General features: G+C 28.1%; 16 protein-coding genes. 2 read left to right on the top strand and 14 right to left on the bottom strand.

Annotation, left to right across the window (positions count from 1 at the left end):
• The 8 genes from ACRC8M_RS10885 to ACRC8M_RS10850 all read right to left on the bottom strand — a co-directional run.
• A partial coding sequence (locus ACRC8M_RS10885) for a hypothetical protein (protein WP_438529141.1) occupies positions 1 to 180 on the bottom strand: 180 nt, incomplete at its 3' end.
• The gene (locus ACRC8M_RS10880; protein ID WP_023050099.1) at positions 170 to 1,054 is read right to left on the bottom strand and encodes an ABC transporter substrate-binding protein; all 885 of its coding nucleotides are present in this window, start codon (positions 1,052 to 1,054) and stop codon (positions 170 to 172) included. The genes ACRC8M_RS10880 and ACRC8M_RS10885, both read right to left, overlap by 11 nt.
• 8 nt (positions 1,055 to 1,062) lie before the next feature.
• Positions 1,063 to 1,836: an ABC transporter ATP-binding protein gene (locus tag ACRC8M_RS10875; protein ID WP_023050100.1), complete on the bottom strand. Its 774-nt coding sequence runs from the start codon at positions 1,834 to 1,836 to the stop codon at positions 1,063 to 1,065.
• On the bottom strand, positions 1,836 to 2,804 hold the full coding sequence (locus ACRC8M_RS10870; RefSeq protein WP_023050101.1) for a FecCD family ABC transporter permease: 969 nt from the start codon (positions 2,802 to 2,804) through the stop codon (positions 1,836 to 1,838). Before ACRC8M_RS10870 ends, ACRC8M_RS10875 begins: the two co-directional genes overlap by 1 nt.
• 17 nt (positions 2,805 to 2,821) lie before the next feature.
• On the bottom strand, positions 2,822 to 4,855 hold the full coding sequence (locus ACRC8M_RS10865) for a TonB-dependent receptor (protein WP_023050102.1): 2,034 nt from the start codon (positions 4,853 to 4,855) through the stop codon (positions 2,822 to 2,824).
• A gap of 18 nt (positions 4,856 to 4,873) precedes the next feature.
• A complete protein-coding gene (locus ACRC8M_RS10860) occupies positions 4,874 to 6,136 on the bottom strand; it encodes a radical SAM protein (protein WP_023050103.1) in 1,263 nt (420 codons plus the stop codon).
• Between the two features lie 7 nt (positions 6,137 to 6,143).
• The gene (locus tag ACRC8M_RS10855) at positions 6,144 to 6,581 is read right to left on the bottom strand and encodes an ExbD/TolR family protein (protein ID WP_023050104.1); all 438 of its coding nucleotides are present in this window, start codon (positions 6,579 to 6,581) and stop codon (positions 6,144 to 6,146) included.
• 9 nt (positions 6,582 to 6,590) lie between these two features.
• Entirely contained in the window at positions 6,591 to 7,214 is a 624-nt protein-coding gene (locus tag ACRC8M_RS10850; protein WP_023050105.1) for a MotA/TolQ/ExbB proton channel family protein, read from the bottom strand.
• A 169-nt stretch (positions 7,215 to 7,383) separates the two neighbouring features.
• Between ACRC8M_RS10850 and ACRC8M_RS10845 the strand changes: the two genes are divergently transcribed.
• Both ACRC8M_RS10845 and ACRC8M_RS10840 read left to right on the top strand, forming a co-directional pair.
• Positions 7,384 to 8,097, top strand: coding sequence for an energy transducer TonB (locus ACRC8M_RS10845; protein WP_023050106.1), 714 nt, complete (start codon positions 7,384 to 7,386; stop codon positions 8,095 to 8,097).
• Positions 8,098 to 8,115: 18 nt separating this feature from the next.
• Positions 8,116 to 8,622, top strand: coding sequence for a flavodoxin family protein (locus ACRC8M_RS10840; RefSeq protein WP_023050107.1), 507 nt, complete (start codon positions 8,116 to 8,118; stop codon positions 8,620 to 8,622).
• Between the two features lie 47 nt (positions 8,623 to 8,669).
• Here ACRC8M_RS10840 and hutX read toward each other — a convergent pair whose 3' ends face one another.
• The 6 genes from hutX to citF all read right to left on the bottom strand — a co-directional run.
• On the bottom strand, positions 8,670 to 9,140 hold the full coding sequence (gene hutX, locus ACRC8M_RS10835; protein ID WP_023050108.1) for a heme utilization cystosolic carrier protein HutX: 471 nt from the start codon (positions 9,138 to 9,140) through the stop codon (positions 8,670 to 8,672).
• Positions 9,141 to 9,200: 60 nt separating this feature from the next.
• Entirely contained in the window at positions 9,201 to 10,403 is a 1,203-nt protein-coding gene (locus ACRC8M_RS10830) for a YhjD/YihY/BrkB family envelope integrity protein (RefSeq protein WP_023050109.1), read from the bottom strand.
• A 180-nt stretch (positions 10,404 to 10,583) separates the two neighbouring features.
• Entirely contained in the window at positions 10,584 to 11,978 is a 1,395-nt protein-coding gene (locus ACRC8M_RS10825; protein WP_023050111.1) for a PTS transporter subunit EIIC, read from the bottom strand.
• Between the two features lie 18 nt (positions 11,979 to 11,996).
• Positions 11,997 to 12,893 (bottom strand): N-acetylmuramic acid 6-phosphate etherase, encoded by an 897-nt coding sequence (murQ, locus tag ACRC8M_RS10820; protein ID WP_023050112.1) that lies wholly within the window; start codon positions 12,891 to 12,893, stop codon positions 11,997 to 11,999.
• Positions 12,894 to 13,742 (bottom strand): MurR/RpiR family transcriptional regulator, encoded by an 849-nt coding sequence (locus ACRC8M_RS10815; protein ID WP_023050113.1) that lies wholly within the window; start codon positions 13,740 to 13,742, stop codon positions 12,894 to 12,896.
• A 139-nt stretch (positions 13,743 to 13,881) separates the two neighbouring features.
• Positions 13,882 to 15,063, bottom strand: a 1,182-nt coding sequence (citF, locus tag ACRC8M_RS10810; protein WP_438529140.1) for a citrate lyase subunit alpha, incomplete at its 5' end; no start/stop codon positions are given.

The following is a 15,063-nucleotide window of genomic DNA, read 5'->3' as shown; positions in this document are numbered from 1 at the left end:
TAAAAAAGCTGAGAACATAAAAAATTCATTTAAATTTTTCTTGGGAATTGAGTTATCAATTAAATTTTGAATCACTATCGGTCCATATAAATCTAGTACAGTCACTAAAAAACTGCTAACTAAAAAATAAGTTAGCAGTTTTCTTTCTTTTAAATAGTACTTGAAAATACTATTTAACATTTGACAACTCCTTGTATAACTCCTCTAAAGCATCAATTACTCTAGGCGTTCCTCTTAGTATTTTGTCTGATTCAATTATCATTATATTCCCTTTTTGTCCCGCTTTTGTTTGTTTTACAACTGGATTACTATTTAAAATATCATTTTTATTTTTTATAGCCATTGAACCTACAAGTATATCCGGATTTTCTGCTAATAAAAATTCTGGCGATAATATTGGTCTTCCACCTGGTAACCCTTTTGCTATATTTTCTATTCCTAAAGTATCGAAAATTTGACCTGGTAATGAATTTGGACTAAACACCATCATTGGAGATGTTGAAAATAAAAATCCTCCCTTTATTTTTAAAGGTTTTTCTGCTATTTTCTCTTTTATCATTTTTAATTTTAAATTATAACTATCAATTAATCTATCTGTATTTTCTTCCTTTCCAGTTATAACTCCATATATTTCTAAATTATTTAAAATTTGTTCAAAAGAATTAGCTTCATTAATTATAAAGTTTAATTTTCTTGCTTTTAAACTTTCTCCAAAACTTTCAGACATAGTATTTAGTATTACTAAATCTGGGCTATACATTAAAACTTGTTCTACTGAAGGTTTCATTATTGTTCCTGCTTTTGGTAAATCCTTTGTTTTTTCTTGTGGCCAAATTGGATTTTTTGCAGTGTCTGCTATTGCTACTATATTATTTTCTCCACCAATTAAATAAAATGCTTCCACTGCTGCCGGATCTAATATTAAAACTTTTTTATACTCTTTCTTTACTATTTTATTCCCTCTTGAATCTATAATAAAATCATTTTCTATTTTTAAAGCATAAACTAGATTACTAATTAAAATAGTAAAAATTAATGTTATTACTCTTTTCATCTTTCCTCCTAAACTAATGGAATAATATATGGTATTCCACTCTGATCTTTTATAACTTTAGCCTTTAAATTATAAACTTTTTGTAAATTTTCTTCTGTCAAAACTTCAGATGGTGTTCCTTGATATTTTATCTCTCCATCTTTCATCATAATAAGTTCATCACAAAACATAGCAGCTAAATTTAAATCATGTAATACTGCTACTCCTGTTAAAGATTTTTCAACCACTAAGCTTTTTACCTTATTTAATAATTCAACTGCATGATTTAAATCTAAAGCTGAAGTTGGTTCATCTAATAATAAAATTTCTGGATCTTGAGTTAAAGCTCTTGCTAATAAAACTCTTTGAAACTCTCCTCCAGAAAGACTAATTGCTACTCTTTCAGAAAATTTTTCCAATCCTAAAAACTTTAAATTATCTTCAACTTTTCTTCTATCTTCATATGAATATCCTGCCCAACTAGATTTTAAATGAGGAAGTCTCCCCATTAAAACAAAATCCTTAACTGACATATTTGTCATTAAATTTGACTTTTGTGGAACTAAGGAAACTAATCTTGCTTTCTCTTTTTTAGAAAGTTCCTTTGTTTCCTTTCCATTAAACTCAATATCCCCTTCACTTGGATTTAAATATCCTAATATATTCTTTAAAAATGTCGATTTACCACAACCGTTTGGTCCTAATATCCCCGTCATTTTTCCTTTAGTTATATTAACTTTTAATTTTTTTAAAATCTCTCTCTCTCCATAAGAAAATGACAGATTATTCACTTTTACACCCATTAGTTTCCTCCTTTAGCTTTAAATGCTAAGTATAAGAAGAATGGAGCTCCAAAGAATGCCGTAACAACTCCAATTGGAATCTCAACAGGTGCTAAAAACAATCTTCCTATTGTGTCACAAACTAATAAAAAAAATCCTCCTGCCAAGGCAGCATTAGGAATTAATCTAGAGTTAGATGGTCCTACTAACATTCTTATTGAATGAGGTATAATTAATCCTACAAAACCAATCATTCCTGAAAAAGCAACTGAAAATGCTACAACTAATGCCGACACTGTTAATACTTTTGCTTTCAATGTATGTACATCAACTCCTAAAGAGTTAGCTTCTTCATCTCCTGATAATAATGCATCTAATTGATTTCTTTGTAAGTAAAAAAATATTAAAGAAAAAACTAATGGAATTATAAGTAAAAATACTTTTGTCCAAGTTGCTCCTCCTAAATACCCCATTAACCACATAGTTATCTTAAAAGATTCCTCTCCTATTAAATACATAGCAAAAGATGTAAAAGCACCTATAAAAGCTGATACAGCTATTCCTACTATTAGAAGAGTTGTTATGTCAACCTTACCACTTCTATTTGATAACTTAAATATAATGAATGTACTTATTAAGCATGATAAAAATGCCAATATCCCATAAAAAATATCTGGTAATTGAAATACATATGCTATCACAGCCCCGAGTGTAGCACTTGCTGCAATTCCTATTATATATGGATCAGCTAGTGGATTCTGAAATACTGCTTGAACTACAACTCCACTTGATGAAAGCATCATTCCTATTAATAATGCCATCACTATTCTTGGTAATCTTATATCATAAATTATTGTTTTTATATAATCTGGTGCTGTACTTATGGAAAATAGTTGTTCCAATGGTACAGAAACACTTCCTAAACCAATAGAAAGTGTTCCTGTTAGTATTATTCCCAGAATTAATATTAACGATATGTGTTTTTTCATATTAATTCTCCTATTTTTTAGAAATTATATTTAAATCCTGCGTAAAGACTTCTCTCTGCAGCTGGATTATACTCTTTGCCATCTGAGCTTATAGAGTTATAATACTTTTCATTAAATATATTATTAATTCCTGTATAAATTCTTAAACTTTCAACTGGTCTATAATTTAATGTTAAGTTTGTCACAATGTTTTCATTCTGTTTACCCTCTGTATTTTTATTATTTAAATAATAACCTGACGAATAAACTGTATCCCAAATAACATTAACTTTTGAAGTTATTTTATAATCTAATGCTATATTAAATCTATTTGTAGGAACATCTGCTATTTCATTTCCCTCAATTGATTTATCTTGATCTTTTAATATTTTTGTCTTAACTAAAGCATATCCTTCTCTTACTGTTAGATTTCCAAAGTACTGCTCTGCATTTAACTCTAAACCATATCTTCTTGTTTTTCCAATATTATAATTTCTAAAATTCATTCCTGTATAATTTTCTGTTGCTATTTCATCATTTGTTTCAGTTAAATATATTGCTCCACTTATAAAACTTCCAAATATATAATCTTTAAAACCTGTTTCATATGTTATATATGTTTCTGAATCTAAATCATTATTAATATATGCTCCATCTATTTTATCTACTAATTGTGAAGGTGTTGGAGAAGTAAACCCTTTTTCTCCCTTCACATAGATATTTCCTGTCTCTGAATACAAATAGTTTCCTACTAACTCATAAGCCATATTTTCCATAGTTGTTTTTCTATTTATACTTGTATCTGATGTTGTTGCCCCACTTGATAAAGAACTTTTTGTATATGATCTATCAGTTTTATAATCTGCATATTCATATCTTACACCTTGAGTAAATTCAAATTTACCAATTGCATTTCTATTTAAAACAAATACACTATGAGTATCTTTAGTTAAATCATTTTTATATTTTTCTGAACTAAACATATCCATTTGACTATCTCTTTTCAAGTTGTTATTTATATAGTCATACCCTAAAATTAAACTACTTGATTCTCCATAGCTAACTTTTAATTTCGGTTTAAATCCTATCTTTTCGTCAGTATAATCCATATAATTTTTAACACTATAACTCATTTTTTCATAATTATTTTCATTATATATATCTGTTTTCTGATAGAATCCAACTAAATCTAAAGTTACTTTTTCATTAAATTTGTACTCATATTTTCCTGTAAATTCATCTTTCTTAGTATTATTAACAATTAACTCATCATATTTACCAACAAGACCATTACTTTTAGGATTTGATAACATCTCTTTTGTAAGAGCTCTAGGTGATGTTGCATCATCCTTATATCTTGAGTACTTAAAGGTAAAACTTTGATTTTCATCAATTTTATATTTTAAACTTCCTTCAAAATACTCTGAATCTGATTCATCCCCATCTCTAAACCCCTTGTAATCATTCTTAGTATAATTAATATTTATACCTAAATCTCCAACTGTCGTTCCATAAGAAACCTCACCTTTTTTTCCACCAAAAGTATTTAGCTCTCCTGAAACAGAACCTCCTGTATAACCTGCTCCTGATTTTGTCACAATATTTATTATTCCACCTCTTGTTCCACTTCCATAAAGAATAGCTCCTCCGCCTGGAATAACCTCAATTTTTTCAATATTTTCAACCGGAACTGTATTAATTGGTGTTTTTGCATGAGATGTATCTAATAAGTTTACACTTACACCATCTATTAAAACTTGTACATTTGCTGTTGCTTTACTTCCTTGTCCTCTCATATCAATTATTGGATCTTTTGGATCACCTATTAAATTGACACTTGGTACATCTTTTAAAGCCTCTGATACAGATTGATAATTCTTTTCCTCTATATCTTTAGCTGTAATAACTGTTACTGTATTTGTTACATTTCTTTGTGCTATTTCAAACCCCGTTGTTGAAATCACACTTTCATTTAATTTAACCCCTTTATTAGCGTCTTCATAGAAAAAATCATCATTTGAATAACTTAAAGCTGTTACTATTAAACTTAGTACTGCTATTCTTTTGTTCATAATTTTAATCCCTCTCCATTACTTTTTTATTAATCCTAAAGTTTTTTCAACAACTGTTGTTAAAATCTCTCTAGATATATTGTTACCCCAAAATAAGCCATCTTCAGTTAGTTTATAATGTTCTTTATCTTCTAATATAAAATTATTCTCTTTTAACTCAAATAGTAATTCTTCAAAAACTATCATTTCTTCAGATGTTAATATATTTTTTACTATATTTTTATCTATTTGTGGAAATTGAAACAATCCGCTAAATTTATCCAATCTTTGTTGATAATCACTTTTTTCAACAAACATTGACATCTCTTTCTTCATTCTAAAAATAGATATATTATCAACATTTCCTCCAGCTCCAACTCCAATTGGAAAAGTGTCTCCTCCAAAGTTTCTAGTTTTTATATATTTATATTTATCTCTTCCTTTTTTTGCTATTTTCGTTAACTCCAATACATAATAATCACTATCTTTAGTTAACTCTTTTATAAACGCATCATGTAACTCTCTCTCTCTTTTTAAATCCTCTTGAACTTTAACTTTTTCATCTTTTATGTCATGAGATAATGTTGAACCTTCATGAACCATTAATGAATAAAAACTTGAACTTCCTAAATCTAACTTTTTTATAATCTTGGCATCCTCTATAGCATCCTCTATTTTTTGCGTTGGATAGTTATAAATAATATCTATGCAAACTTCTCCATTAAATTTTTCTTTTAATTGAATTAATCTCTCTATTGTTTCATTTTTCGAATACGTTCTATTGTAAAATTTTCTTCCTTCATCTGAGAAACTTTGAATACCTACAGATAATCTATTAACTCCATATTTATTCATTAACTCTATTTTTTCATCATTTAAATTATGTAATGTTGTTTCTAAAGTAAATTCATATTCTGCAGAAAATTTTATATTTCTATTAACACTTTGAAGTATTTTTTCCAATTGATTATTTTTATAAACTGTTGGAGTTCCTCCACCAAAATATATTACATCTACACTTTTTTCCTTAAAATATCTATAGTCCCCATATTTATCAAATTCACTAACTATATAATCTGCATAAGAATCTAAACTTCCACTCAATTGCTCTCTATTTAAATTACAAAACGAACAAATTTTATCACAATATGGTGTATGAACATATATAGCTCTTGGAACATCTTTAGGTTCCTCTTTTAATCTGTTTAAAAATTCTTCCTCTGTAACTCTTTTTTGAGGATAATACTTTCCTATCAATCCACTAGAATTATGATGACTCTTATATCTTGTTTCAAAATACATTATTTAATCACTTCCCTTTAGTCTCTATATCTATTGCTTGTGCTCCAGCCAACTTTATATCTGACATTATATCTACTACATCTCCATAATCGATTCCTCTATCAGCTAATATTGCTACTCTTTTATTTTCCATTAGTACAATTATATTTTTTATTTTTTCTTGCAATTCATCTTTTCTTATATCTACTATGGAACTCTCTTTTTGTCTGTCTATTTTTATTTTTAGCTCTCCATTACTTGTAACTAAAATTGAAATTTTATCAACAGCTTCTGTTATTTCAGAAACCTCTGATTTAGGTAAATCTATTTTCATACCCTTCATATCATCAAATGTTGTAGCAACCATAAAAAATATTAGAAGTAAAAATACTACATCTATTAATGGAGTTAAATCTGGTGTTAATTGTTTTCTTTGATAATTCATAAACCCTTTTGATTTAAACATATTCTATACCTACATCTTTCTTAAAATATTTATAAATTCCACTACATTTTTTTCCATATCAACCAATGCTTTTTCAATCTTTTTTTGGTAGAAATTATAAAATATTAAAGCAGGTATTGCTACAATTAAACCTGATGCTGTTGTGATTAATGCTTGTGAAATTCCAAAAGCTAGAACTGTTGGATCTCCTGCTCCATGTTTTGACATAGCTGTAAATGCCCCAATCATTCCTGTTACAGTTCCTAATAACCCTGCTAATGGAGTTACATTAGCTGCTAAAGCTAAAATCCACATATTTTTTTCTAATTTTGGCATCTCTCTTAAGGCACACTCTCTTGCTTTCTCTTCTAAATAATCATAAGTACAACAATTCATTTTTTCACCATTATATTCTATTAAAATTGTTTTCATTACTTTTGCTGATGTATTTTTAAAGCAATCACATGCTTTTATAGCTCTTTCTCTTTCATTATTTTTGATAAATTTTTCTAAATGATTTATTAAAAGTTCTCCATTATCTTTTTCATTTTTGAAAAAGTAGTACCCTCTTTCTAATATCACACTAAGACCTGCTACTGATAAAAATATTATCACAGCCATTAATGGTCCTCCTGCTTTGATTATATCTATCATACATTCCCTCCTAAAATTAAATATTTTGACATTCAAAGTTATTATAATGATTTTGTACTAAATAGTCAATATATTTTTCAAACAAAGTATTTTTTTATAAATAATTTGATAATTAAAATATTTTTTGTTATAATCATTATGGATTTACTACTTATTTTTTGGAGGAATTATGAAGTTTTTTATTTTTTCAATAGTTTTACATATATTTATTTTTATTTTTGGTTTTTCTTTAGATTCAAACAAAAGTTTTGAAATTAATAATGTTGGAAATGATTTTAGTACTCCATCTATCTCTGTTAATTTCAATTCAATGCAAATAACTCCACAACCGCAACCAACCGAATCATCAGATGAAATTCTAAAAGAGGTTTTAGAAGAAAAGGTAGAAGAAAAAATAGATAAACCTAAATTTGAGGAGAAAAAAAGAGAAGTTATAAAAAAAGATAATAAAAAAATTTCTAAACCTAAAAAAGTTTTAGAAAAAAAGAAAAATGAACTCACTAAAAAATCTCACCAATCAGAAAATACAAATACACCTACAAATACTAATACTGATTTAATTGAGCTCTCGCAAGGTGTATTTGCTGCTAAAAATCAAGGGGTCCAAGGACTTAAATATTCTTTTATTTCTCAACCTGATCCAGAGTATCCTTTAGCTGCTAAAAGAGTATCATACACTAAAGAAGTTTCTATTAAGGTTAGATTTCTTGTGGGATTAAATGGTGAAATTGAAGATATTAAATTTTACAGTGATAAAGATAGTTTAGGTTTCCAAAAAGAAGTCGAAAAAACTTTAAACAAGTGGAAATTGACTCCTGTAACTTTAAATAATAAACCAATAAAGCTATACTTTTATAAAGAATTTAAATTTAATCAAAAATAATGGGAGGATTTTAATTTTATGAAAATACTTATTACATATTCATCAAAAACTGGAAATACAGAAAAAATAGCTCAAGCTATTCATAAAGGTATTCCAACTGCTAACCTTTTACCAATCTCTGAAATTGTAAACTTAGATTATGATTTAATTTTTGTAGGTGGTTGGATTGATAGAGCCACTTTCGATCAAACAGCATTGACTTTAGCTAAACAAATTTTTGATAAAAATGTTGCATACTTCTTTACTTTAGGTGCTTATCCACACTCTGAACATGCTAAAGATTGTGTTAACAACATTGAAACTCTATTAAAAAATAATAATAACAATATTTTAGGTGGATACTTTTGTCAAGGAGCCATTGATCCAAAGTTAATCTCTTGGTTATCAACACTTCCATCTGATCACAAAATGTCTCCAAACGAAGAAAGAAAAAAAAGATGGGAAGATGCTAAATCACATCCAGACCAATTGGATTTAGATAAAGCTACTGAATTTAGTTTAGATATTATTTCTAAGCACAAATAAAATAAAAAATAGGGAAAAGCTAGCATAACTTTTCCCTATTTTTACTTTTATAAACTTTTAAAACTTTCTAAACACTCTTCAATCAACTCTTTCTTCTCATTTCTTGGAACATACACTGCAAATATCTCCTTTTCATCCTCTCCGAAGAATTTTATAGAATAGCTCTCTCTTCCAAACATTATATCTTTTACTAAAAAAATCTCTTTTATTTTTCCCACACTTAAATGTCCACCTATTGTTGAATTTTTATCGTGGAAATTTAAGAATCCATGAGCATAAAATCCTTTTGGGAACTTATCTTGTATTTCTAATACAAAACTTGGAGTAATAACTAATAAAAATACCTTTTCCCACCCTCTTAATATATCGAACAAGTCATCGATTTTTTCTATATCATACTTTTTTACAGTTGGTGCCTCTCTTAAAACTTCAATCATTGAAATATCTAATTCTTTAGCTATTTTATTTAAAGAAGCCTTTTCGTCGTTTACCAGTATCTCGTTTATCTTATTTTTCATAAATCCCTCCTACACTATATTATGTAAGAAAAATATATTATATTTTAAAAACTTTGTCAATCAAATATTTTTAAAATATTCGATTACTTTAAAATTTTCATTAAATTTAACTTCATCTATCACATAATTTTCGCCAAAATTTTCCATATCTTCATATAATTTCTTAAATGTTATTATCTCTACACTCATTGTTAGTTTATAATTTTTTTCATCTGTTGTTTCACATTCAATCGTTGAAATATAACCCATTTTTTTTAACATATCTAAAATCCCTCTAGTTAACTCTGTTGGTATTTTTAAACTTTCAGATATCTCTATAGCAGATATTGGTTTATTATTTTTCAAATAATTTTCCATCAATGTTAGTAATACTTTTTGAGTAACCCTATACTTTGAAATAAAATTTATTTTTTTTATTATTCCAATTTTTCCTAAACTATCTCTATTTTGTAAAATATATGAAAAGTGTGCTCCTATTAAAATTAAAAACCATACAATTTTTAACCATATTAAAGAAAGTAACAGAACTGAAAAGCTTCCATAAATTTTATTATATGTTGTTATTATTATCTGTAATCTTACTAATAGCATATTACTTTGATTTAATAAAAATGAAATTATAAAACTACTCCAAAGAGTTGGAACTAAGTTTACTTTTGTATTTGGAAGAACAGTATAAAAAAATATAAAAAATATCCACAATGCTAAATATGGTGCTATTAACTGTATTATATGTTTACTGTAAAATATATCGGTTTTTAGATTAGTTAATATATTAGCTCCAATCACACTTACTGGTAACATTAAAAAAACAATAAAATAATCAGTTACTTTCCTAAAAACACCTCTTGTTTTTCTAATTCCCCATATACTATTTAAGGCTTTTTCAATCACAGAAAACATTGATATGATAACCCAACCTAATGATAAAAATCCTACTCCTGCAATAATTCCACTTCTAGTATTTTGTAGCAAATTCTGAGTTGTTTCTAGTATAAGATTTACAGTCTCCTCATTTAACGGGGAACTCTCTGTTAGTTGTTTAAGATAATAATTATCTATCCCAAACCATCTTCCAATACTAAACGCTATCGCTAAAACAGGTATAAAAGATAATGTTGTAAAATAACATAAGGTATTTGCCCATAAATTTGAATTTGATCTTTTATAATTTTCTAAAGCTCCCTTCATTTGACTATAAAAATGAGTTAGTTGCAATTCACTTATATAATCTTTTATTTTATTTATAAACTTTAAAATCATCTCATCCCTCCCAATATATTCTTTTCTAATTTTATCACATTTCCTTTATTAAAAAAATTAAAAGAACCTCTTTTACAAGGTTCTTTTAATACGGGGAGATTATTTATTTTTATAACACTTTTTTCTTTATTATATCTTTTAGACAAATATCTTTTAAAAAAAGTTTTATTTTTTTATTTTTTATACAGCTTCATCAATATCTTTTGGAATTCCAAAGAAATATGTTATTATAAATCCTGCTATATAAGATATTGCTAATCCAATTATATAATATAAAATTTTTCCTGGAATAACTAATGGAATAGCTGTTATTCCTGCTGGTCCAAAGGCTATTGTTTGAACTTTTGTGGCTGCTAAAAATGCTCCACCTATTCCACCTGCTATTGAAGCTGTTATGAATGGTTTTCCTAAAGGAAGTGTTACCCCATAAAGCATTGGCTCCCCTATTCCTAATATTGCAACAGGCATTGCTGATCTTATTATATCTCTTAGTTTTTTATTTTTTTTTGCCTTTATATAGATTGCTGCTGCTCCACCTATTTGTCCTCCACCTGCCATACAAAGTATTGGAAATAAGGAGATACTTCCAAATTGTGTTAGTTGAACCATATAAAATGGTATTAGTCCATGATGTAATCCAACCATTAATAGAGGTAAAAATGATGCTGCTAATATAAATCCACCTATTATTGCCATCGGTCCTTCACTCATTATAAAGAATGAGAAAACTTTTATAATTCCATCTGAAACTACTCCTGCAAAAGGCATTATTGCAAATATTGTTAATGTTCCTACTATTAATAATGCAATCATAGGAGTTAAAATTGTATCTAGAAAATCTGGTATAATTTTTCTTAGTTGCTTTTCGACCCAAGCTAAAATTGCAACACCTATTATCACACCAATTATTCCACCTTTACCAGGAATTAAGATACTATTTAACGGTACTTCTGCATTGTATAAGCCTAATGCTTTTGAAAATATATTTATATTACCACTTATTGTTATTGCTCCAATAACTCCACCTAAAGCAGGTGTTGCTCCAAACTCATTAGCTGAATTTATACCCACAAATATTGCAAAATATGCAAATAAACCACTACCTAAAGTTTGAAAAAATGTTATCCACATAGGCATATCTTTTATTCCTTCTGCTGTATATACATTTTGAAAATATCCTGCTATTCCATTTAAAAGCCCCGCCCCTATTATCGCTGGAATTAATGGAATAAATATATTTGCTAACCTTCTTAATACTGATGAGAACTTACTTTGCTTTGATTTTACACTCTCTTTTGTTTTTTTCCATTCATCGTTATTAGCCGATATTTCTCCACAAAGTTTTTTCATTTCATCCGCTATTTTTTTACTCTTTCCTGGTCCTACAACTACTTGAATCGTATCATCTTTTATTACTTTTATAACCCCTGGAATTTCATCCAAGTTTTTAAAATCTACTTTATCATTATTCTTAACAGAAACTCTTACTCTTGTCATACAATTATTTATAACTGCTATATTATCTTTTGACCCTAATTTTTCAATTATCTCTTTTGCAATTGATTGATTATCCATTTTACTCTCCCCTTGATATTATTTTACTGCTTCTCTTATAAAACCTTTAGATTCATTTAATCTTTCCACTGCTTCTTCTCTGTTACATCTTAATAAAACCATTATAATTGCTACTTTTACTTGATTATTAGCTTTTTCTAATGTTTCTTGAGCGATTTCATAACTACACCCCGTTATTTGCATCACATTATTTTTTGCTCTCTCCTGTAACTTTACATTAGTAATTTTTAAATCAACCATTAAATTTTCATAAACTTTTCCTATTCCTGTCATTGAAGCAGTACTAATCATATTTAAAATTAATTTTTGAGCTGTTCCCGCTTTCATTCTTGTAGACCCCGTTAAAACTTCAGGTCCTACTTCTACCTCTATTGCCACATCTGCTATCTCTCCAATTTTACTTCTTTTATTACACGCAATCGCTATTGTTTTACAACCTAACTTTTTTGCATATTCAATTCCACCTATTGCATAAGGTGTTCTTCCTGATGCTGCTATTCCACAAACTATATCATTTGATCTCAGCTCTATTCCATTTAACTCTTCTATAGCTAATTCTTTAGAATCCTCTGCTCCTTCTTGAGCTTCCACAAAAGCTTTTTCTCCTCCTGCTATCAATCCCATTACTTTTGTCTTATCTACTCCAAACGTTGGGGGACATTCCACCGCATCTAAAACCCCTAATCTTCCGCTTGTTCCAGCTCCCATATATATCAATCTTCCACCATTATTAAAAGCTTCTATTATTAATTTTACAGCCTTCTCAATCTCTGGAATAACCTCTTGAATACTTTCTGGAACTCTTTTATCCTCTTCATTTATAAGTGTTAAAATCTCTTTTATACTCATACTATCCATATTCATACTCTTTAAATTTCTTGTTTCCGTTGTTTTTCCTTCCAATATCTTTTCCATTTATTTTTCCACCCATCCCACTATTTTTTTACTTTTTTCTATATATTTTTTTACTTTTCTATAATCTTTTTGCATTAATCTTAAAAAAATACTATCTAATATTATCATTTGCGCCATTCTCGATGAAATAGCTGAACTTCTTAATATACTTTCTTTAGAAACAACCCCAATATTATAATCACTTAAAGAAGAAAGACTATTTTTCCCAATTGATGTTATTGATACAACACAAATTTTCATATCTTTAGCAATTTTTACAACATCTAAAACTTCTTGCGTTTCCCCTCTATGAGATATTGCTATAACTAAATCTTTTTCATTCATCGTTGAAAGCTTCATAAGTTGCATCTGTTTACTATCATAGTGAACAGTGTCTATTTTTATTTTCATTAATTTTAATTCTAAATCTCTAGCTACAATAGATGACATTCCCGCACCTATTATCAAAATACGACCACTTTCTCTAATTTTCTCTATAATAGTTTCGAAATTTTTATAATCAATTACTCCCACAGTACTATTTAAAGCTTCGATAGTTTCTGCTAATGTTTTTTTTGTAACCTCTTCTAAAGAATCTTCTAAGTCTATATCACTATGTATTTTATTTTTTGATGAACTTTTTTTATTTTCTAAATCCCTTTCTAATTGTAACTTAAATGCTATGTATCCTGAAAATCCTATTTTTTTTATAAATTTAATAATTGAAGATTGACTTACTCCTATTTTTTTAGCTAACTCTGTCGAAGTAATCTCTCCTATTACGTTTTTATTTTTAACAATATATGTAGCAATTATTTTTTCACTCTCAGATAAGTTGTTTTTCATACTTTTTATAATATTTTCAATCATAGTTCCTCCTTTACAGACATATATTACACTATATCAATTCCAAAATCAAGAATTTTTTATTTTATTTTTTTCGCTTGTATAAGAATATTTTATTCCTATAATTAAATAAAAAAAGTGGAGAAATATTTCTCCACAAACTTTATTTCACTTTTTTTATTGTATCTACAACAGTACCATCTCTATACTCAACAACTGCAACTATTTCATCTTCAAATTCAATTTCATTCTCTTGCCCAGTCATATTTCTAGCTATTTCTCTTAACTCCTCTATTGTCTTTATCGGAAGTTTAGAATCTTTAAATTTTTCTAACAAATCTTTTCTTAAAGGATTTATAGCAATTCCTCTTTCAGTTACAAGAATATCAACCGTTTCACCAGGTGTAGTTAATGTTGTAACTTTATCTTTTACAACAGATATTCTAGAGTTAACAAGCTGTGATACTATTATACATAATTTTGAACCTGCAGCTGTATCAGAGTGACCACCTGATCCTCCCATTATAACCCCGTTAGACCCTGTTGTTACATTTACATTAAAGTTTGTATCAATCTCTGTAGCTCCTAAAATAACAACATCTAACTTATTTACAACTGCTCCTTTATTGTTTGCATTAGCATACATTGATGCTGACATCGTTATGTGTGCTGGATTTTCCTTAGCTGATTTTATAGCATCTAAGTCAAAACATTGAACATCAAATAAAGCTTTAAACAATCCCTCTTTGTACATATCAACAATGTATCCTGTTATTCCTCCAGATGCAAAACTTCCACAAATCTCTTTTTGTTTCATTATATTTTTTAACTGTGCTGCAACAGCTAAAGAGATTCCTCCTGCACCAGTTTGAAAACTCATACCATTTTTTAAATATCCAGACTCTTCAATAAATTTTGCTGTTAAATCTGCAACTTTTAATCCAATGGGATTCTTTGTTATTTGAGTTGTTCCTGATACAATTCCTTTTGGATCTCCTATTGCATCTACAACTAAAACATAATCTACTAAAGTTTGATTTATTTCAATTGTCGTGTTTGGATACTCAACTAAGTTATCTGTTATAGCTACAACTATATTTGCTAACTCTGCATCTGTATGAGCATATCCTAGTGCTCCACAAGCTGATTTTCCATCTACACCATTTATGTTTCCATACTCATCACTTGTAGGAGCTGCCATGAATGCAATATCAATAGTTCTCTCTCCTGATTCAAATATTCTTGCTCTTCCACCATGTGTATGCATTATAGCTGGTCTTTCTAACTTCCCTTGAGATATCGCTTCAGCTACTGGCCCAGATATATATGCTGCATATATTTGAGT

Source organism: Cetobacterium sp., from assembly GCF_051653945.1.
Lineage (GTDB): Bacteria > Fusobacteriota > Fusobacteriia > Fusobacteriales > Fusobacteriaceae > Cetobacterium_A.
This window is presented reverse-complemented; position numbering and strand designations above follow the sequence as displayed.

Bases quoted from the DNA above. Each gene is read 5' to 3' on its own strand.
- ACRC8M_RS10870 (WP_023050101.1), bottom strand. From the start codon at position 2,804: ATGAAAAAACACATATCGTTAATATTAATTCTGGGAATAATACTAACA.
- ACRC8M_RS10865 (WP_023050102.1), bottom strand. From the start codon at position 4,855: ATGAACAAAAGAATAGCAGTACTAAGTTTAATAGTAACAGCTTTAAGT.
- ACRC8M_RS10850 (WP_023050105.1), bottom strand. From the start codon at position 7,214: ATGATAGATATAATCAAAGCAGGAGGACCATTAATGGCTGTGATAATA.
- ACRC8M_RS10855 (WP_023050104.1), bottom strand. From the start codon at position 6,581: ATGTTTAAATCAAAAGGGTTTATGAATTATCAAAGAAAACAATTAACA.
- ACRC8M_RS10840 (WP_023050107.1), top strand. From the start codon at position 8,116: ATGAAAATACTTATTACATATTCATCAAAAACTGGAAATACAGAAAAA.
- ACRC8M_RS10860 (WP_023050103.1), bottom strand. From the start codon at position 6,136: ATGTATTTTGAAACAAGATATAAGAGTCATCATAATTCTAGTGGATTG.
- murQ (WP_023050112.1), bottom strand. From the start codon at position 12,893: ATGGAAAAGATATTGGAAGGAAAAACAACGGAAACAAGAAATTTAAAG.
- ACRC8M_RS10880 (WP_023050099.1), bottom strand. From the start codon at position 1,054: ATGAAAAGAGTAATAACATTAATTTTTACTATTTTAATTAGTAATCTA.
- ACRC8M_RS10830 (WP_023050109.1), bottom strand. From the start codon at position 10,403: ATGATTTTAAAGTTTATAAATAAAATAAAAGATTATATAAGTGAATTG.
- hutX (WP_023050108.1), bottom strand. From the start codon at position 9,140: ATGAAAAATAAGATAAACGAGATACTGGTAAACGACGAAAAGGCTTCT.
- ACRC8M_RS10815 (WP_023050113.1), bottom strand. From the start codon at position 13,742: ATGATTGAAAATATTATAAAAAGTATGAAAAACAACTTATCTGAGAGT.
- ACRC8M_RS10875 (WP_023050100.1), bottom strand. From the start codon at position 1,836: ATGGGTGTAAAAGTGAATAATCTGTCATTTTCTTATGGAGAGAGAGAG.
- ACRC8M_RS10825 (WP_023050111.1), bottom strand. From the start codon at position 11,978: ATGGATAATCAATCAATTGCAAAAGAGATAATTGAAAAATTAGGGTCA.
- ACRC8M_RS10845 (WP_023050106.1), top strand. From the start codon at position 7,384: ATGAAGTTTTTTATTTTTTCAATAGTTTTACATATATTTATTTTTATT.